The sequence below is a fragment of the Acinetobacter sp. YH12098 genome, from assembly GCF_013419235.1.
GTDB classification, from domain to species: domain Bacteria; phylum Pseudomonadota; class Gammaproteobacteria; order Pseudomonadales; family Moraxellaceae; genus Acinetobacter; species Acinetobacter amyesii.
In genome coordinates this window covers 78,180-94,178 of record NZ_VPAO01000006.1, presented here as the reverse complement: position 1 = coordinate 94,178, position 15,999 = coordinate 78,180, and the positions used below count along the sequence as shown (strand labels likewise).

Here is a 15,999-nt window from a genome sequence, read left to right as displayed (position 1 = left end):
TTATGTCCACTAAAGAGCCGTTGAAGACTACGACGTTGATAGGTTGGATGTGGAAGTGCGGTGACGCATGAAGCTGACCAATACTAATTGCTCGTGAGGCTTGACTATACAACACCCAAACAGTTGTATAAATAGCATCAATTGATTCACATATAATCAATCAAACTTGATTTAGTTGAAAAGCTAGATAAAATGAACACCTTAAATTAACTCAAGTACTTCTGTTAATAACTCATTTGGTAGAAAACTTAGCACGAAGAGCACTGCTCTGAGATTAGACTAAGCAAGTATCCATAACAGTTGTGCTGGCGACAATAGCAAGAGTGAACCACCTGATCCCTTCCCGAACTCAGAAGTGAAACCTCTTAGCGCTGATGGTAGTGTGGGGTTACCCATGTGAGAGTAAGTCATCGCCAGCTCATTATTCGAAACACCCCCAACTTAATCGTTGGGGGTGTTTTTTTATGCATAGTGAAAAAGATAGAGGGGGATACGGAAATTAAGTGCTGGATATCCAACGCTATAAGTTTACATAGAACGATAAAATTATATTAACTGACGTCGTGCATGCTTTAATGCTGTTCTTAACCCTTCTTCTAACGTTGGATGATAGAAGGGTTTATCTAAAATTTCATGTATGCTTAGTTCTTCTAAAATCATCCAAGCTAATAAATGTGCCAAATGTTCAGCTTCCGCGCAGAATAGCTCAGCTCCTAATAGTTTATGGCTAATTGTATCCACATATACTTCGGCAGCCCCTTTATTTTTAGCAGCAACAATCGCACGACCTTGTTTTTCATAAGAAACGTAACCAATGACGAATTCTGTGTTTTTATCTTGTAGATGCTTATAGCTTTGCCCAATGGTTGCCATTTGTGGTGTAGAAAATAAGATGCCTAGAGGTATTAGCGTCTTGATGGATTTAGTTTGTGGAAAATTTAAACAGTTTTGTACAGCAAACTTGCCTTCATGAGCTGCTTCGTGTTGGATAGGGGTATTGGTATGTGCATCACCGACGATAAAAATTGGATAATCGGCTAGCTGCTTTGTATCTGGATTGATTGGCAAATTTTTTAAATCTTTAAATTCGGCACTTATACGTTCTAAACTTAAGGTATTTAATAATGTACGTCTGCCAGTTGCAGCTAATACATAGTCAACTTGTAGTGTCTTCTGTACGTTTTCTTCAGTATAGGTTAAATGAACTAGATCTCCTTCAATAGAATAATGTTCAGGTAAAATTTCAAACTTTAGCTTTAACTCTTTACTTAATTCTTCCTGTGCGAGCTTTTGCAATATAGGGCTACTCAGTGAGCCAATTTTTCGACTACGTGCAAAAACTGTGGTGTTTACATTGAGGCGTGTTAAAGCCTGCGCTAATTCCAAAGCGATGACGCCACTTCCAATAACTGCGACTGATTTAGGGAGTTGTTCTAATTCAAATATCTGATCTGATGTAATTAATTTATCGCCTAATATTTTTTTTTGTTCAGCATCTATAGCAGGAGTTGTACCTACAGCAAGGATAAATGACTTAGCTTTAAATGTTTGGTTGTTTACTTGAATGGTATTTGAATCAATAAATTCAGCTTTACCTGAAATTTTATGCTGGCTTGGCCAACTTTCAACATCTTTTAACGTGGCTCGTGTAAAACGATTACGTAAGGTTTGAACATGTTGCATGACGCTAGAGGTATCAATTTCACTTTTGACATCTAGGCCTAAATTATCAGCATGTCCTATTTCGTACATACGGTTGGCAGTAGAGATAAGTATTTTACTGGGCATACAACCGACACGTGCACAGGTGGTGTCCCACGGACCATCATTAATGATAAGAATATTTTGTGTTTTTTTAATTGCTTCTTTATAGGCTGAAATGCCTGCTGTTCCCGCACCGATAATGATGATGTCGTACATAAAATTCTCCTTCATATTTCAAATTTAACATATCAAAGATTTGTCTTCCTTTTGTTTACATAAAGCTATAACTGTGGTTACATAGCAACCAATAAATATTTATAACAACTCTATATATATTGAGGGTTTTAGGGGAATTCCATGCAAAAAAAACAAGTGACTATGAAACTGTCAGCTGTAGCTTTAGCCGTATTGTTGGCAAGTTGTGGCGGTGGTGGTAGTGATGGGTACTATAATAAAGGTGTTAGTGCTCCTACCGCAGGAACAGGAACTGGCACACAAGAGGAAAACCTGTTTAAAAATATTCAAATTCAGTATCTTCCAATAGTAGAAAAACTTAATGCGCGTGGAGATACTTAGAGGTGGTCCCACTTGTTTGAACAACTAAAAGCTTATTTATAAGTGATATTCTGCTCTAGTTAAGCTACCTTATTTTGTTGTGGTAGCTGGTCATAGTAAAACTCATCTGGAGTCATTTTGTCCAGACTCGAATGAGGTCGTTTCAAATTATAAAATTCAAAATATGCACTCAATTGCTTTTTCGCATCGGTGACACTGCTATAAGCTTTGAGATACACCTCTTCATATTTAACGCTTCTCCATAACCGTTCAACCATCACATTATCAATCCATCGACCTTTACCATCCATACTGATTTGAATGCCATTTGATTTCAATACATCAATAAATGCATCACTGGTGAACTGACTGCCCTGGTCTGTATTAAATATTTCAGGTGATCCATATTTTTCAATCGCTTCATTTAAAGCCGAAATACAAAAATCCACCTCCATACTAATCGATACCCTATGCGCAAGTACCTTGCGGCTATGCCAATCAATCACAGCACATAAATAAACAAAGCCTTTTGCCATAGGGATATACGTTATATCCGTACACCACACTTGATTACTGCGCTGAATAGCCAATCCTTTGAGCAGATATGGATATTTACGGTGAGCTTGATTGGCCTGACTTAGATTTGGTTTACGATATAACGCATTAATGCCCATTTTCTTCATTAAAGTACGTGTATGACGTCGTCCTATATGATGTCCTTGACGATTCAATAAATCACGCATCATACGGCTACCTGCAAAAGGGTATTGCATATGTAACTCATCCATACAGCGCATCAGCTTCAGATCTGATTCACTCACAGGTTTTGGGCGATAGTAATAACAACCACGGGAGACTTTCAGCAGCTTAGCTTGCTTAGATACTGAAATCTGAAGTGAGTCATCGATTAACTTTTGTGGTTGAAGCGACTCAGTTTCTTCAACACACCTTCTAAAAAATCAATTTCTAATGCCTGCTCACCGATTTTTGCATGTAGTTTTTTTAGATCGATGGGTGGTTCTGTCGGAGCTTTTGATTGATCGAAAGCTTGCGAGGAAGCTGAAATCAGTTGATTTTTCCAGTCAATAATTTGGTTTTGATGAACATCAAATTCAGCACTCAATTCAGCAAGTGTTTTTTCTGCTTTAATCGCAGCAAGTGCTACCTTAGCTTTAAAGTCATTTGAATGATTTCTTCTTGGTCTACGTGTCATAAAATACTCCATATATTGATGTTTATAACATCATTTGGGGAGCAAAATATCACTTATAAGTGTTGTTCAAATTTCCTGATCCACCTCTCTTTTACAGTGTCTGTACGTGTAATGAATGATGGAGCTATTTTACCTAATGTTGCTTTAATAGTTGAATCTACAGATGTATTAAAGAATAAAGCTGCGATTGAGTACATTCCATCAAGTGAGGAGGTAGAGGGTGAATCCGCAGGAATCAAAACTGATGGACAGGGTATTGCACGATTTAATGTTAAAGTTGATGCGGGCTTGGATGAATCCACGATTAATGAAATCTTGAAAGGTGTAAACGTTAAGGTATCTGTTAAGGATGATAAAGGTAATACTTTAGCTTCAGCAGCTCATCTTATTTCGGCTTATGATCCAGAAAAAGAAGTAGTTGAAATACCGAACAAATATGATTGGAGTATTTTAACCGACAAGCAGGCACTTGCAGTTGTTGGTGATAAAATTGCTGTGCAGATCAAACTCAAGGCTATTAATGGAACTGACTCTGTAAATAATAAGCCAATACAGATTTCACTTGAAAACTCATTTAATAATCAGCTTGCAATTTCAAGTGAATCAGTCGCTTCAACTAATGAGGAAGGTTATGTTGCATTTACTATTAGTTCAAAACTGACAACAGCATTGACCGAAGCACAAATAGCAAACATGCTTTCACAAGGGTTAAAATTCAAAGTACAAGTTGTTGAATCTGGCGTTGTGACGAGCGAACAAAGCAAAACGATTGCTTTAGTAAAGTATATTGATGAAAGTTTGTATGGCGGTATTAACTCTATGAGTCTTGGCCAATTGACCTCTAACAATGGAAATTATATTCAAGAGGTTTACTTGGATTTGGGTGAGGAACATGCTAACCAGGACGTAACGATCTCATCTCGTGCCATTCAATATAGTAAAGGAAAATATTATTTTTCAAATAATATTGGTCTTTATCCATTAAGCTCAGCAATTTGTACCTTAAATAATTCACCTGTTAAAAACGAGACAGGTTTAGACTGGAATGGTAATTCAATTACTTATGCTGCCTTGGTTTCTGAAAAACTAAAACTCAATAATATTGATATCAATAATGTTGTCTATTTGAATAAGGCGGGGCTTACTAATTCGACACTCTCATTTGTAAAAGTGAAAACTGATGTAGATGGTAAGGCGATTATTAATCTTGTTTATGATAAAACTTATTCCAAATGGTTAAACTTAAGTCTAAGTGCACGTTTGGAGAATCAATCTGTTCCATTCGGTAGTACTTTTGATTTTCAACTACCATTAATTGAAACAGATTATAATGATCAAACAGGAACAGGGCCGAATATGATTAGTCCATTTGGTATGTCAGATGATTGTTTTAATGCAAATTAATTAAAAACAGCGCTTCGGCGCTGTTTTTTATTGAGAGATTTAAATAGAAGTCCCCACACTCACACCCACCGTCGGGCGCACTTGCATAGAACTACAAGCACTCAGAGCCAAGACACATATCACCACCAATAAAACTTTATTCATGCAACAAACCTTGAGATTTTGCCTGATGAAATAACGCACTAGAACGAGCGCCACTACGACAAATCATCAGAATGGGTTTTGGAAGCTCATTATAATATTTAGCGAATTCAAGAATGTCTGTTTGAGAAATTTTACCGCTGTTGACAGGTTGATAAATCACACTGATCTGGGATTTTTCCGCGATATTGCGTAATTCACTCACCTTGACTGCATTACCCATCTCTTGATCAGGGCGGTTCACAATCACAGATTTAAAACCTTGCCGCATCAACTGTGAAAATTTGGCAGCATTCATCTGACCTGCAACACTGACTTTGGTATTTAAAGTCTGAACATCGTTTTGAGCGTGACTCAGCGGGATACTGCTACAGATCAGAATACAGCAAAATACATATTTGAGGATGGGTTTAGTCATCCAAAAGATCCATCTGTTTTGCTAGTTGATACAGGTTGTTTGAACGGTTACCTGTACGGCAGAACATTAGAACTGGCTTTGGCAATTCATTAAAATGATTAGCAAAGTTACGGACATCTAGCTCAGAAATTTGACCTGCAACAACAGGTTGATGAACATAGTCTAAACCAGCGCTACGAGCTGCTTCTTCAATTTGAGCACTGGTTGGTTGCTCAGGACCACCTTCCATGTCAGGGCGGTTATTGATAATCGATTTAAAGCCTTTTTCAACCACTTGCGCTACATGTTCTGGGCCGATTTGACCTGCAAAACCAACATTTTCGCTCATTGAGTCACTCCATAATTTAATTCATAGATTTATGCTTTATGATAGCATTAAGCACAAACTTGAGCAGAATGTTCTTAAATTTTTATAAGCGATTACAACCATAAAATAACGCAATGGAGCGCGTATGCACGCCTATACAGTCGAACCACTGTATGTCAAAAGCGGACAAGATGTTATAGCTGCTGACTTTTATCGTCCAAAATCTGTTGAAAAACCTGCAGTCATTCTCATGGCACATGGTTTGGCGGCATTACGCCAGTTTAAATTAGTGCAATATGCCAAGCGCTTTGTGCAAGCAGGCTATGCTGTCGTGTTGTTTGATTATCGCTATTGGGGTGGCAGTACAGGGCGTCCGAGAGAGTTGGTGAACCTTAAAGCTCAACTTGAAGATTGGCGGACCATGATCGATCATTTACAGCAGCGTAAATCGATTGATTCGAGACGCATTGTATTATGGGGAACATCGCTGAGTGGTGGCTATGTACTTAGTTTGGCGGCAGAGCTTAAAAATATTAAAGCGGTGATGGTACAAGTACCATTTGTCGACGGCGCTGAAAGTGCAAAATTGTATCCCCTACAGCAATTACCCAAAGCGTTAAAATTATCGAGTCAGGACTATATGGGTTCTAAAGTTGGGATGAGCCCAACGACTTTACCTGTAGTTGATCCACATCGATTGTGTTTTTTACAGTCTGAAGACAGTTATGCGGGCTACTTATCGATCGTAAATCCTGATTTTTATTGGAGTGGCGAAATTCCAGCTCGGGCCTTTTTTAAGTTAATCCGTTATCGCCCAATTTTGGATGTCCGTAAAATTAGCATACCAGTACTTTTTATTGCAGCCAAAGAAGATAGTTTGATTCCCATCGAATCAAGCCGAGAAACTGCGACCAATATTGCACCATATGTGCAGTATTATGAGTGGGAAATGCAACATTTTGATATTTATCACGGGCAATGGTTTGAAAAAGCCATGGCAACCCAATTAGAATTTTTACATCAACATGTTGGAGTCAGCTAAATGATCGTTGTGTGTCCTGAATGTGGTGCAAAAAACCGTGTACCTGAAGAAAAACTCGAAGTTGGACCTGCATGTGGTCAATGTCATCAAGCATTGATTCCATTGGCGCCCATCGAGTTGAATGAAAAGAACTTTGCAAATTTTATTAGCAATAGTGATTTACCTGTGCTGATTGATTTATGGGCTGAATGGTGTGGACCATGTAAGATGATGGCGCCACACTTTGCACAAGTTGCAAAATCTAATCCGAAGGTGGTTTTTGCCAAAATTGATACCGAAGCAAACCCTCGATTGAGCGGTGCATTTAATGTTCGTAGTATTCCTACACTGGTTTTGATGAATAAAACCAACGAAATTGCTAGAATAAGTGGTGCAATGCGTGCTGGTGAGTTACAACAATGGCTCAACCAGCAGTTAAATCTACCTCAATAAATGTCAGCGCCAGGAGCTAAAGTGTCAGAAACTCATGTAAAACCTGAAGGAACGCTTTCCCTACAAACCATCGCGATGCCTGCAGACACCAACTGGAGTGGTGATGTTTTCGGTGGTTGGATCGTGTCACAAATGGACTTGGCCGGTGCAATTCACGCAGAGCGTTTCAGTCAAGGACGCTGTGCAACGATTTCAATTAACCAAATGACCTTCCTCGTTCCAGTGAAAGTCGGGGATGTCATCAGTGTATATACCAAAATTTTAAAAGTGGGTAATACCTCTATCCAAATGCAGATTGAAGTTTGGGATAGCCATGACAGCTCACGTGATCCAATTCGCGTAACCGAAGGTGTGTTTACATTTGTCGCTGTGGATGTGAAAGGTGCTAAGCGTCAAATTCCTGCGGATGCAAAAGCTAAATTTGCTGCAGATCAAGCTTAATTAAAGTTAGACGCAAAAAAAAGCCGCTCAATCGAGTGGCTTTTTTATTAATCACGAATTAAAACTTAGAACATTGTATTTGAATTGGCACTGGTTTCAGGAATGCTTTGTTGCACATCCCAATGTTCGACGATCTTGCCATTTTCAACACGGAAGATATCAATAATCGCTTCTCCACGGTCTTGATTATTCTGCGTAGAGTGCACATGTAAATAGACCAAATCACCTTCGGCAGCGGCACGTTTGATCTGGTTTTTTGCTTCAGGATTTTGTTTAAAATACTGGATGAAATAATCGACAAAAGGCGCTTTGCCATCAGGTACATGCGGATTATGTTGAATATATTGATTGCCAATATATCGGTCAGCATATGTCTTAACCTGATGTTTAAGAAAGACACCTTCATAAAAATCAATCACGATTTTCTTATTTTCCGCTGCTTGGCTGGTTTGAATATTGCTTTCAGCTGTTTGTGTTGGAGTCGTTGGCGTTGCAGGAATAGTACTTTGACATGCAGTTAAAAACACCACCAGGCTGATGAGTGAAAGGGGAATGATTTTTTTCATAAAGTGCTCAATATATTTGTGTCGTGCAAGCATATTGAGCGGAATTACGGCGTATAAATAATAAAAAACAGTCTTGATTTTGCTGAAATTTGGTAAAACTTATACTTACCTAAAAGTAAGTTTTATTTACATTTATTTATTTTTCAGAGCGGATTTTGCCACCCACGCCCAAAGCATTTCACATTGAATCGGTGCTTCACCAGATTCATCGGTGACTAAGACCTGTACTAAGGTTTCACCTTTTTCTGTGCTTTGCATTTGTCGTTGCTGTTCGGGTGTAAGCGTTGCGATGGCTTTCATCCCACCTTGGGTTGGACGTTTAAAATCAACTTTGAAACTTTTAATTAGGACAATGGCGCTATCAGGGACGTTCATTGCTGTGACAAAACCTGTGGCTGTTTCTGCGATCAGCGCCATGGCACAGGCATGTACTTGCCCGATATGGTTTTGCATCGCCTTATGATTGGCGATGCTCACCTCAACACGCTCAGGGCTGACATGTTGATATTGGATTTTAGCCGTTCCAACCATGGGCACGACACGACCAAAAGCTCGACTGAGCAAACGACTTTGAATACCTTTGGGTAATTTAGAGCTTGCTTTGACCAGTTTATTTAGACGATTTGGACGTGCCATATTGACCTCAATGGCAGTTGTGCTGCCTTAATCTTTAAAGTTGTTAAATTGAAGCGGCACACCAAACTGTTGCTCTTTTAAGAACGCCATCACTTGTTGCAAAGTGTCACGTTTCTTGTCAGTCACACGAATTTTGTCGCCTTGAATAGAAGATTGCACTTTAATGCCGCTTTCTTTAATGGCTTTATTGATTTTTTTTGCAGTATCAGAGTCAAGACCGTCTTTTAGTTTGATCACTTGAATGACGTTTTTACCAGAAGCGGTCATTTTTTGTGGATCGAGTGCTTGAATGTCAACTTTACGTTTGAAGAAATGATTTTCGAGCATGGTATACACTTGCTCACATTGGAAATCGCTTTCTGTTGAGATTTTGATTTCCTTATTTTTCTCATTTAACTCAATTGAAACGTCTTGACCACGGAAGTCAAAACGCGTCGCTATTTCTTTTTGCGTGTTTTGAACTGCATGATTTACTTCAAAAACTTCTAATTCGGAAACAATATCAAAAGAAGGCATAGATTAGACCTTTACAAAGGGAAAGAATATCTGAGATGCTAGGGATGTTTTCTTCATTTGCCAAGTGTTGTTTACATCAAAAGGAGTGTGCAATGATCCGTAAACAAGAAATTACAACATTTGAGTTCCCAGAAGACTCGATTATCTGGGATGTTCGCGATGCAAGTGCTTATGCTGAAGCACATGTGAAAGGTGCAGTTAACCGACCGATCAACGCATTGTCATCAGATGCACTGACTCAGGTGTCAACGGATCAACCCATTTACATTTTATGTGGTGGCGGAAGTAAAGCTCCACGTGCAGCAGAGTTACTAGAGGGTTTTGACAGCTCACGTGAATATGTAATCTTAATGGGCGGCACGCGTGCTGCTCGTGATGCTGGTCTTCCTTTGGAACAAGGGAAATAAGATCGAATCAAAAAAAGCGCCGAAAGGCGCTTTTTTATTGCAAGTTATTTTTCTTGAGGTGGAGATGACGGCATCTGAGCTTGAAAATAAGGCTTCTTGGTTTTTTGTTTGGCTTTGGCGCGTCGTATAAAACGTGCTGCATGAATTTTATCGAGTAGCTGTGTTGGAATCGGGCAGGCTTCTTTTAAGACCAACGCGGCAATGATTTCACTACAGAGCGGGGCATACAGGAAACCTTTAGAACCGAGTCCACTACAGCTATAAATGTGCTGATCTTCATGGACTGCACCAATTACAGGGAAAAAGTCTTTCGTCTGTGCGCGAATTGCGGCACGTCCTTGCCATTGCTCAATCGGTGCTAAGGTTTTGGCAAAGTCGGGGAACACACTGTGGATAAGTTCATAGTTATGCACATGATCTTCAGTGAGAACGTCTGTGTCATCACGGCCGGGATAAAATGACGCGCCCATAATCATCTGTTCGGCATCCAGTTGCATACAATAGCCTCCATAACTATAGGCGGTATGCATATCCATTTGTTGAGCAGGATTATTCAACCAACTGACTTGTCCACGAATGGCACGCAGCTCTGGATAATCTGTTTGTAGCTGCATGCTCTCACGTGCCGCACAGAGAATGACATGCTCGGCAGATGGAAGCTGCTGATCCTGTGTAAATAGCGCAACGCCATTTTGTTGTTGCTCAATGCGTTGAATATCTGCTTGTAACAACTCAATGTGTGGATGCGCCAAGATTTGGTCACGAAGCTGATGTGGACTGACGGCACCTGCTTGTTTGAGGAGCAGGGTTGGAAATGCTGAAGCTAATTGATTTGGCGTGCCTTCTTCAGCAGCTAACACCTCTGAAGGATAAGCTTGAGCTAAATCAAGATGCTCTGCTTTATTTTTTAAAATAGATTGGTGAATCTGTAAGGGACGAAATGCCTTGAAGTTTTGATAATGCTTGAGCGCATATAACCAACTCAGGGTCATCAAATGTTCAGCACTTTGTTCAATTGAACTGAGTTTAGGGTTGAGTAGGGCAAGAGGATTACCCGACCCACCGCTGAGTGGTGCTGATTTCTCGTAAATACGCACTTGATGCCCACGTTGAGCAAATGTCCAAGCACAGCTTAAACCAGCTATGCCAGCGCCAATAATCGCGATTTGACGGGGCTTATGACCTAGAGTGATTTCAGAATTTTTTTTTTCGTCTAAAGTGGGTATGTCAGCAACTACGGATTGATCATCTGATCTTTCAGGTGCGAGCCAAAAAGCTTTGAGCATTTCACGCTTATGAGCAAAGCCACGAGGTCGTGTAATGGTAATACCATGCTCACGTAAGCCGCGTTTCAGTACACCTGCCACACTAAATGAGGCAAAGGTCGTCCCAATGTCTGATAGACGCACGATATTTTTGAGTACGTTTTCTTCCCACATGTCAGGATTACAGGCGGGTGCAAAACCGTCCAAGAACCATGCATTGACCGTAGCAGTTTTTGCCATGACCGGAAAAACGTCGTGTGCATCGCCTAACCAAAGATCAATTGAAAAACGCTCTTCTGGAAAATTGAGTCGATGACATCCCGCAATGGGTTCAGGATATTGCGCAATCAGTTGCTGTGCCAAAGGCTGTAATTCAGGCCATGCATTTAATGCACGAATGAGGTCTGCTTTAGATAAAGGAAATTTTTCTACAGAAATAGCATGTAGATGGCTGTGATTATCTGGACGAACCTGTTGCCATAATTGCCACAGGGCCAAAATATTTAAGCCTGTACCAAAACCTGTTTCACCGACACTGAAATATTCAAAATCAGTCAGTGCCGCAAGGCGAGTGTCGAGGTCATTCCCTTTTAAAAACACATGACGTGTTTCGAGTAGGCCATTATCCTTCGAAAAATACACATCACCAAACTGTTTAGACACTGGAATATCAATGCCATCGATCATTTGCCAATCGAGATCGGCAGTCTGAATTGCACCTGACAAAACTCAAGCAACCTTTAAATTGAAGTAGAAAAACGAATTACCATTGACGACGACGTTTGGTATAGACGTAACTGGCCAACAAGAAACCTAAAATCACGCCAACACCGAGTGTGGTCCCGCCATATAAAAACATCTGCGCGCTACGTTCACTTTGTAGCACTTGTACTTGTACGCCCAAGCTATCATTTTTAAGTTGTAATTCTTGGTTTTGCGCCAAGGCTTCAAGGTTAGCTTTTTCTAACTGTTGTAAGCGTACAGATTGGTCTTTGACCATCGCTTTGACTTTGGCATCTTGCAGCGCTTTATTTTTTGCCAATTGCTCAATGGTCAATGGATTTGCATCTTGAGGTTGACCATTAGGATTGACGGTTGCCGCCACTTTAATGATGCCCGGTTTATTGGCAGGAATGGTATGCGGCACAGGATTGGGAGGAGGTGTTGCAGTCGTTGCTTGAGCAGCAGGGGCTACAGCAGGTGCAGGAGCCGGTTCTTCAGCCCATGCAGTTGAACAAATTAAAGATAAGCCCAGTAAACTAGAAACAACGACGCGCATGAACCTTATCCTTTAGGAAATGCTTTGTTAAATGGTTTGACATCAATTTGGCCATAAACCCCTTCTTTGAGGAAAGGTTCATCTGCCAACCATTGGTCTAGGGCTTCACGACTATCAAAATCGACAATGATCGTACTGCCATAAAAACCAGCTTGCGGGTTTGCCGGATCTTTAGGCATCGCACCTGCAACAATCAGACGACCTTCATCATCAAGTTTTTGTAGACGTTCAAGATGTTGAGGACGAACTGCAAGGCGCTTTTCCACTGTACCTTCATTATCTGTACAGCTTACGACGAATAATGGCATGACTTTTCCTGATTTTTGACCGAATGGATTATTCTGAGGTCTTAAAGTATTTACGTAATACAATAAACTGAATAATGATAAAGGAAAACATCACGATCATGTCACCAAAAGCAGTGAATTCACCCCAATATTTTCCGTCTGCAAACAAATAAGCGAAAAAGGTGTGTAAACATGACATCACCACGAACATTGCAGCCCATGCATAGTTCAATCGTTTCCAACCGACAGCGGTTAAATTTAAGACTGGACCAAATAAACGTTCGATGAGCGGTTTCTTATCTTTACTAAACAGTGGAGAAAGTAAAAACGCCCCTGCGAACACTAAGTTCAGTAAAACGGCTTTTAAGCGAATATAAAAATCATCGCTTAGCATCAGGGTAATACCACCAAAAATCACGGTCATGAACAACACAATCCATTGCTGTTTATCTAGACGGAATTTTTGCATGACAAACAATGCACCATAAACCACAAGCATGGAAATGATGAGACCTGATGTTGCCACAAGAATGTTATTGTTATCGACACCCCCAGCAGAACCAATCAATTGTAATAATGGGTGCTGCGTATCTTTTGGATCTACAGTTTTATATAAATAAAAGAAAATAATGAGTGGCACAAAGTCTAAAAGTGCTTTCATGTTAGAGTATCTAAATCTGATCAAATAAATGACATAGTATAGAGATGCAAGGCGTAGATTTACATACACACAGTAATATTTCTGATGGTACTTTGTCACCAGAGGCTTTGGTGCAGGCCGCAAGTGCTATTGGAATTCATACGCTGGCTTTGACTGATCACGATACGATGGACGGATTGTTGGCAGCAGAGCAGGTCGCGCATGAATTAAAGCTGCAATTAATCTCTGGTGTGGAGATTTCTAGCCAGTGGTCGAGACCTGCAACCAAAAAAAGTTATGGTGTACATATTGTCGCTTTAAATATGCAAAATCCTGCGCCCTTACAAGCCTTATTGATGGATCAAAAGCGTATTCGAGCGGAACGTGCTCGGCAGATTTGTGACTTATTGATACCGTTAATTGGTCAAGATATTTATAGCGATGTGATTGCCAAGGTTGACCATATACCAGATCGGGTAACACGCACGCATATTGCCAAAACTTTGGTGGAAAAGGGTGTGGTTTCACGTCCACAACAAGCTTTTGATAAATATATTAAAGAAGGCAAAAAAGCCTTTGTAAAATTTGAAGGTCCGAGTCTTGCAGAAACCATTGAGGTGATTCATGCCAGTGGTGGCTTTGCGGTGTTGGCGCATCCAACGCGTTATGATTTATCTGCGACCAATATTCGTTATTTGATTGAAATCTTTGCTGAAGCGGGTGGTGATGCAGTGGAATTACCACCGGCAATTGAGCCATTATCGACTCGTCAAATGGTGGATCGTATGATTGCTGCCTTTAACTTAAAAGTTTCTGTTGGCAGTGATTTTCATGGTGACAATATGCCGTGGATTAAACTCGGCAATATCCCTCGAGTGAAAGAGGAGCAAGTTGGAATCTGGGAGAGCTTTGTTTAAAGCCTTACGCGATGATTGCTCTCACTTACATATCTTCGATGTACCAAAAAAGTGTACGGCAAAGCTATGTAAGCGAGGGTTTAGACGCAGTGATCAATTACAGTAAGTTATGATCTTTGGCTTGAATCGGTGGTGGGGTGGGTTTTCCTAAAGTCCCAAGTAATTCAATTTCAATAGTACGCACCATCGAGTCCAATGGAAGGTCATTACTTTGTGTACCAAAGGGCTCTTCAATCTCTGAACTCAGCGCATCTAAGCCTAAAAAGGTATAGGCCAAAATCCCGACCAAAAGGGGGGTCGCAAGACCTAAAGTAGAACCCAAGCTAAAGGGTAAGACAAAACAGAAAAAATAAACGGTTCGATTCAGCAAGACCGAATAAGCAAACGGTAATGGCGTAGTGGCAATACGGTCACAGCCGGTTTGTACGGTGCTGAGTTCCATCACATGCTGATTCATCTGGGTATAAATAATATCTGAAATTTCACCATCTTTAAGTGCCTGCATCAGCTCCCATTGGATCAAACTCAACGTGTACTGCGGTGCATTGGCTTGTTGGTATAGTTGGGTGATGGCATTCGCGCTCATGCCGCTGGTTTCAACCAGTTCAGTGGGATTGGCGGTTTGATGGCGGAGTCGGTCACGTAAAACGTTGGCAAAGACGATTACATGTTGAATCACACGTTCACGACGGCCTTGACTGAGTAAACGGCAGTCACGGTCAAAATGGCGTGCATTGGCAATCAAAATGCCCCATAAACGCCGAGCTTCCCACCAACGGTCATAGCAGGCTGAGTTTTTAAAGCCTAAGAAAATCGACAGCACAACACCGATTAGGGTAAAGCCGACCAAAGGAAATTCGGTAAAATGGAAGATATCGACATAGGATAAGCCGCCCACAATGGCAGACAGCAACATAACGATCCCGAGCGGAGGTAAAACCTTAGGTAAAATCGTTCCTCGCCAAGAAAATAGCAGTTTAAAAATACTCGGTTGGTCACGGACGATCATGTTCGAATGATAATTTCTAGTTTTAAAAAATTATGATGATCTTCGGGTTTGCTCAAGCACTTGTCAATAACTGTTTCATGCAGATGAGTGTGCTTGGAGCAAGCCATGTTCAGCAAAGGAAAAACTCCCTTCAGTGGAGATAATGCAATGATCGATAAGTCGAATTTCCACCAGCTGACAAGCCTGCTGAATGAGTCGAGTCAATTCAAGATCGGCAGCAGAAGGTTCTGCACGACCGAAAGGATGATTATGTGCAATGACAATACTGCTGGCGTGTTCAGAAATGACATAACGCAGCAGTTGATTGATGGAAATTTCACAGGTATTGAGGCTGCCATAAAAAAGTTTTTTAAAGTTTATTTTTCTTAAATGTGCATCTAGACAGAGCACGCCAAAGACTTCTTGACGTTCCGATAAAAATTCAAAGCGAAGAAAGTTTTGCAATTGTTCAGAGTGTTGCATGTGCAAGGCTTCATTTTGAAAATGTTGACTCACATAGCGTTTACCGAGTTCTTTTACCGCCATAAGCTGCGCATATTTACTGTTTCCAATGCCATGAAACTGGCGCAAATCCTCAAGTGACGCATCCATCAGCGCTTGCAACTGACCAAAATGTTGGATCAGGACTCGTGCGAGTTCGACAGCAGAGTGCTGCTGGGAACCAGAGCGTAGGAAAATAGCCAGTAGCTCAGCATCGGATAAACTTTGTGCGCCTTGTTGAATCAGCCGCTCACGTGGGCGCTCTTGTTCAGGCCAATTTTTAATTGAATTATTCATTATTCTTAGACTTTTTTATTATCAGTCAATCGGCTTTTTCACA

Annotated in this window: 20 protein-coding genes and 2 rRNA genes; 9 read left to right on the top strand and 13 right to left on the bottom strand. The window is 40.6% G+C overall.

The features are described 5' to 3' along the window. Both FTU38_RS03170 and rrf read left to right on the top strand, forming a co-directional pair. Window positions 1-108: ribosomal RNA gene (locus FTU38_RS03170) — 23S ribosomal RNA — on the top strand; the annotation flags it as partial. 196 nt (window positions 109-304) lie between these two features. Beyond that, window positions 305-419: ribosomal RNA gene (gene rrf / locus FTU38_RS03165) — 5S ribosomal RNA — on the top strand. Between the two features lie 127 nt (window positions 420-546). On the opposite strand, the gene FTU38_RS03160 is transcribed toward rrf, so the two are convergent. Then, on the bottom strand, window positions 547-1,920 hold the full coding sequence (locus FTU38_RS03160; RefSeq protein ID WP_180105860.1) for a dihydrolipoyl dehydrogenase: 1,374 nt from the start codon (window positions 1,918-1,920) through the stop codon (window positions 547-549). Between the two features lie 141 nt (window positions 1,921-2,061). On the opposite strand from FTU38_RS03160, the gene FTU38_RS03155 reads away from it, so the two are divergent. Then, window positions 2,062-2,280 (top strand): hypothetical protein, encoded by a 219-nt coding sequence (locus FTU38_RS03155; protein ID WP_180110497.1) that lies wholly within the window; start codon window positions 2,062-2,064, stop codon window positions 2,278-2,280. 59 nt (window positions 2,281-2,339) lie between these two features. On the opposite strand, the gene FTU38_RS03150 is transcribed toward FTU38_RS03155, so the two are convergent. Further along, window positions 2,340-3,472, bottom strand: a protein-coding gene (locus FTU38_RS03150) for an IS3 family transposase (protein ID WP_257225665.1) whose coding sequence is annotated in 2 segments (ribosomal slippage) — window positions 2,340-3,220 and window positions 3,220-3,472 — 1,134 coding nt in all. Because the reading frame shifts where the segments join, the coding sequence is not laid out codon by codon here. Between the two features lie 111 nt (window positions 3,473-3,583). Here FTU38_RS03150 and FTU38_RS03145 point away from each other — a divergent pair. After that, window positions 3,584-4,876, top strand: coding sequence for a hypothetical protein (locus FTU38_RS03145; protein WP_180110545.1), 1,293 nt, complete (start codon window positions 3,584-3,586; stop codon window positions 4,874-4,876). 136 nt (window positions 4,877-5,012) lie between these two features. On the opposite strand, the gene FTU38_RS03140 is transcribed toward FTU38_RS03145, so the two are convergent. Continuing rightward, the gene (locus FTU38_RS03140) at window positions 5,013-5,435 is read right to left on the bottom strand and encodes a beta-lactamase hydrolase domain-containing protein (protein ID WP_180105862.1); all 423 of its coding nucleotides are present in this window, start codon (window positions 5,433-5,435) and stop codon (window positions 5,013-5,015) included. Continuing rightward, window positions 5,428-5,763, bottom strand: a complete 336-nt coding sequence (locus tag FTU38_RS03135) for a TIGR01244 family sulfur transferase (protein WP_078191321.1) — start codon at window positions 5,761-5,763, stop codon at window positions 5,428-5,430. Before FTU38_RS03135 ends, FTU38_RS03140 begins: the two co-directional genes overlap by 8 nt. Window positions 5,764-5,887: 124 nt before the next feature. Between FTU38_RS03135 and FTU38_RS03130 the strand changes: the two genes are divergently transcribed. From FTU38_RS03130 to FTU38_RS03120, 3 genes are read left to right on the top strand one after another with little or no spacing between them, the layout of a single operon-like run. Next, complete coding sequence (locus FTU38_RS03130; RefSeq protein WP_078191320.1) at window positions 5,888-6,784, top strand: alpha/beta hydrolase; 897 nt, start codon at window positions 5,888-5,890, stop codon at window positions 6,782-6,784. After that, window positions 6,785-7,216: a thioredoxin TrxC gene (gene trxC, locus FTU38_RS03125; RefSeq protein ID WP_078191319.1), complete on the top strand. Its 432-nt coding sequence runs from the start codon at window positions 6,785-6,787 to the stop codon at window positions 7,214-7,216. It begins immediately after the preceding gene. 21 nt (window positions 7,217-7,237) lie between these two features. After that, window positions 7,238-7,657, top strand: a complete 420-nt coding sequence (locus tag FTU38_RS03120; protein WP_078191328.1) for an acyl-CoA thioesterase — start codon at window positions 7,238-7,240, stop codon at window positions 7,655-7,657. A gap of 65 nt (window positions 7,658-7,722) precedes the next feature. Here the strand turns inward: FTU38_RS03120 and FTU38_RS03115 are convergent, their stop codons facing one another. The 3 genes from FTU38_RS03115 to FTU38_RS03105 all read right to left on the bottom strand — a co-directional run bounded on the left by FTU38_RS03115 (window position 7,723) and on the right by FTU38_RS03105 (window position 9,375). Continuing rightward, complete coding sequence (locus FTU38_RS03115; protein WP_180004621.1) at window positions 7,723-8,223, bottom strand: ester cyclase; 501 nt, start codon at window positions 8,221-8,223, stop codon at window positions 7,723-7,725. 132 nt (window positions 8,224-8,355) lie between these two features. Further along, window positions 8,356-8,859: a DUF4442 domain-containing protein gene (locus FTU38_RS03110; RefSeq protein WP_180012065.1), complete on the bottom strand. Its 504-nt coding sequence runs from the start codon at window positions 8,857-8,859 to the stop codon at window positions 8,356-8,358. A 27-nt stretch (window positions 8,860-8,886) separates the two neighbouring features. Next, window positions 8,887-9,375: a YajQ family cyclic di-GMP-binding protein gene (locus FTU38_RS03105; protein ID WP_078194203.1), complete on the bottom strand. Its 489-nt coding sequence runs from the start codon at window positions 9,373-9,375 to the stop codon at window positions 8,887-8,889. 92 nt (window positions 9,376-9,467) lie between these two features. On the opposite strand from FTU38_RS03105, the gene FTU38_RS03100 reads away from it, so the two are divergent. Next, the gene (locus FTU38_RS03100) at window positions 9,468-9,782 is read left to right on the top strand and encodes a rhodanese-like domain-containing protein (protein ID WP_078194202.1); all 315 of its coding nucleotides are present in this window, start codon (window positions 9,468-9,470) and stop codon (window positions 9,780-9,782) included. Window positions 9,783-9,826: 44 nt separating this feature from the next. Here the strand turns inward: FTU38_RS03100 and mnmC are convergent, their stop codons facing one another. The 4 genes from mnmC to FTU38_RS03080 are packed head-to-tail and all read right to left on the bottom strand — an operon-like array spanning window position 9,827 to window position 13,274. Then, entirely contained in the window at window positions 9,827-11,773 is a 1,947-nt protein-coding gene (gene mnmC / locus FTU38_RS03095) for an FAD-dependent 5-carboxymethylaminomethyl-2-thiouridine(34) oxidoreductase MnmC (protein ID WP_180110544.1), read from the bottom strand. 37 nt (window positions 11,774-11,810) lie between these two features. Next, complete coding sequence (locus FTU38_RS03090; RefSeq protein ID WP_078191313.1) at window positions 11,811-12,326, bottom strand: hypothetical protein; 516 nt, start codon at window positions 12,324-12,326, stop codon at window positions 11,811-11,813. A gap of 5 nt (window positions 12,327-12,331) precedes the next feature. After that, the gene (locus FTU38_RS03085; protein ID WP_078191312.1) at window positions 12,332-12,634 is read right to left on the bottom strand and encodes a YciI family protein; all 303 of its coding nucleotides are present in this window, start codon (window positions 12,632-12,634) and stop codon (window positions 12,332-12,334) included. A gap of 28 nt (window positions 12,635-12,662) precedes the next feature. Next, window positions 12,663-13,274, bottom strand: coding sequence for an inner membrane-spanning protein YciB (locus FTU38_RS03080; protein ID WP_078191311.1), 612 nt, complete (start codon window positions 13,272-13,274; stop codon window positions 12,663-12,665). 44 nt (window positions 13,275-13,318) lie between these two features. Between FTU38_RS03080 and FTU38_RS03075 the strand changes: the two genes are divergently transcribed. After that, on the top strand, window positions 13,319-14,170 hold the full coding sequence (locus FTU38_RS03075) for a PHP domain-containing protein (RefSeq protein ID WP_180105865.1): 852 nt from the start codon (window positions 13,319-13,321) through the stop codon (window positions 14,168-14,170). Window positions 14,171-14,267: 97 nt separating this feature from the next. On the opposite strand, the gene FTU38_RS03070 is transcribed toward FTU38_RS03075, so the two are convergent. Next, window positions 14,268-15,179 (bottom strand): bestrophin family protein, encoded by a 912-nt coding sequence (locus tag FTU38_RS03070; protein WP_078191309.1) that lies wholly within the window; start codon window positions 15,177-15,179, stop codon window positions 14,268-14,270. Window positions 15,180-15,254: 75 nt separating this feature from the next. Continuing rightward, window positions 15,255-15,956, bottom strand: coding sequence for a DNA repair protein RadC (radC, locus tag FTU38_RS03065; protein ID WP_180110543.1), 702 nt, complete (start codon window positions 15,954-15,956; stop codon window positions 15,255-15,257). Between the last annotated feature and the right edge of the window lie 43 nt (window positions 15,957-15,999).

Bases quoted from the DNA above. Each gene is read 5' to 3' on its own strand.
- FTU38_RS03135 (WP_078191321.1), bottom strand. From the start codon at position 5,763: ATGAGCGAAAATGTTGGTTTTGCAGGTCAAATCGGCCCAGAACATGTA.
- FTU38_RS03100 (WP_078194202.1), top strand. From the start codon at position 9,468: ATGATCCGTAAACAAGAAATTACAACATTTGAGTTCCCAGAAGACTCG.
- FTU38_RS03080 (WP_078191311.1), bottom strand. From the start codon at position 13,274: ATGAAAGCACTTTTAGACTTTGTGCCACTCATTATTTTCTTTTATTTA.
- FTU38_RS03075 (WP_180105865.1), top strand. From the start codon at position 13,319: ATGCAAGGCGTAGATTTACATACACACAGTAATATTTCTGATGGTACT.
- FTU38_RS03110 (WP_180012065.1), bottom strand. From the start codon at position 8,859: ATGGCACGTCCAAATCGTCTAAATAAACTGGTCAAAGCAAGCTCTAAA.
- FTU38_RS03070 (WP_078191309.1), bottom strand. From the start codon at position 15,179: ATGATCGTCCGTGACCAACCGAGTATTTTTAAACTGCTATTTTCTTGG.
- FTU38_RS03115 (WP_180004621.1), bottom strand. From the start codon at position 8,223: ATGAAAAAAATCATTCCCCTTTCACTCATCAGCCTGGTGGTGTTTTTA.
- FTU38_RS03105 (WP_078194203.1), bottom strand. From the start codon at position 9,375: ATGCCTTCTTTTGATATTGTTTCCGAATTAGAAGTTTTTGAAGTAAAT.
- FTU38_RS03085 (WP_078191312.1), bottom strand. From the start codon at position 12,634: ATGCCATTATTCGTCGTAAGCTGTACAGATAATGAAGGTACAGTGGAA.
- trxC (WP_078191319.1), top strand. From the start codon at position 6,785: ATGATCGTTGTGTGTCCTGAATGTGGTGCAAAAAACCGTGTACCTGAA.
- FTU38_RS03155 (WP_180110497.1), top strand. From the start codon at position 2,062: ATGCAAAAAAAACAAGTGACTATGAAACTGTCAGCTGTAGCTTTAGCC.
- FTU38_RS03140 (WP_180105862.1), bottom strand. From the start codon at position 5,435: ATGACTAAACCCATCCTCAAATATGTATTTTGCTGTATTCTGATCTGT.
- radC (WP_180110543.1), bottom strand. From the start codon at position 15,956: ATGAATAATTCAATTAAAAATTGGCCTGAACAAGAGCGCCCACGTGAG.
- FTU38_RS03160 (WP_180105860.1), bottom strand. From the start codon at position 1,920: ATGTACGACATCATCATTATCGGTGCGGGAACAGCAGGCATTTCAGCC.
- FTU38_RS03145 (WP_180110545.1), top strand. From the start codon at position 3,584: ATGAATGATGGAGCTATTTTACCTAATGTTGCTTTAATAGTTGAATCT.
- FTU38_RS03130 (WP_078191320.1), top strand. From the start codon at position 5,888: ATGCACGCCTATACAGTCGAACCACTGTATGTCAAAAGCGGACAAGAT.
- FTU38_RS03090 (WP_078191313.1), bottom strand. From the start codon at position 12,326: ATGCGCGTCGTTGTTTCTAGTTTACTGGGCTTATCTTTAATTTGTTCA.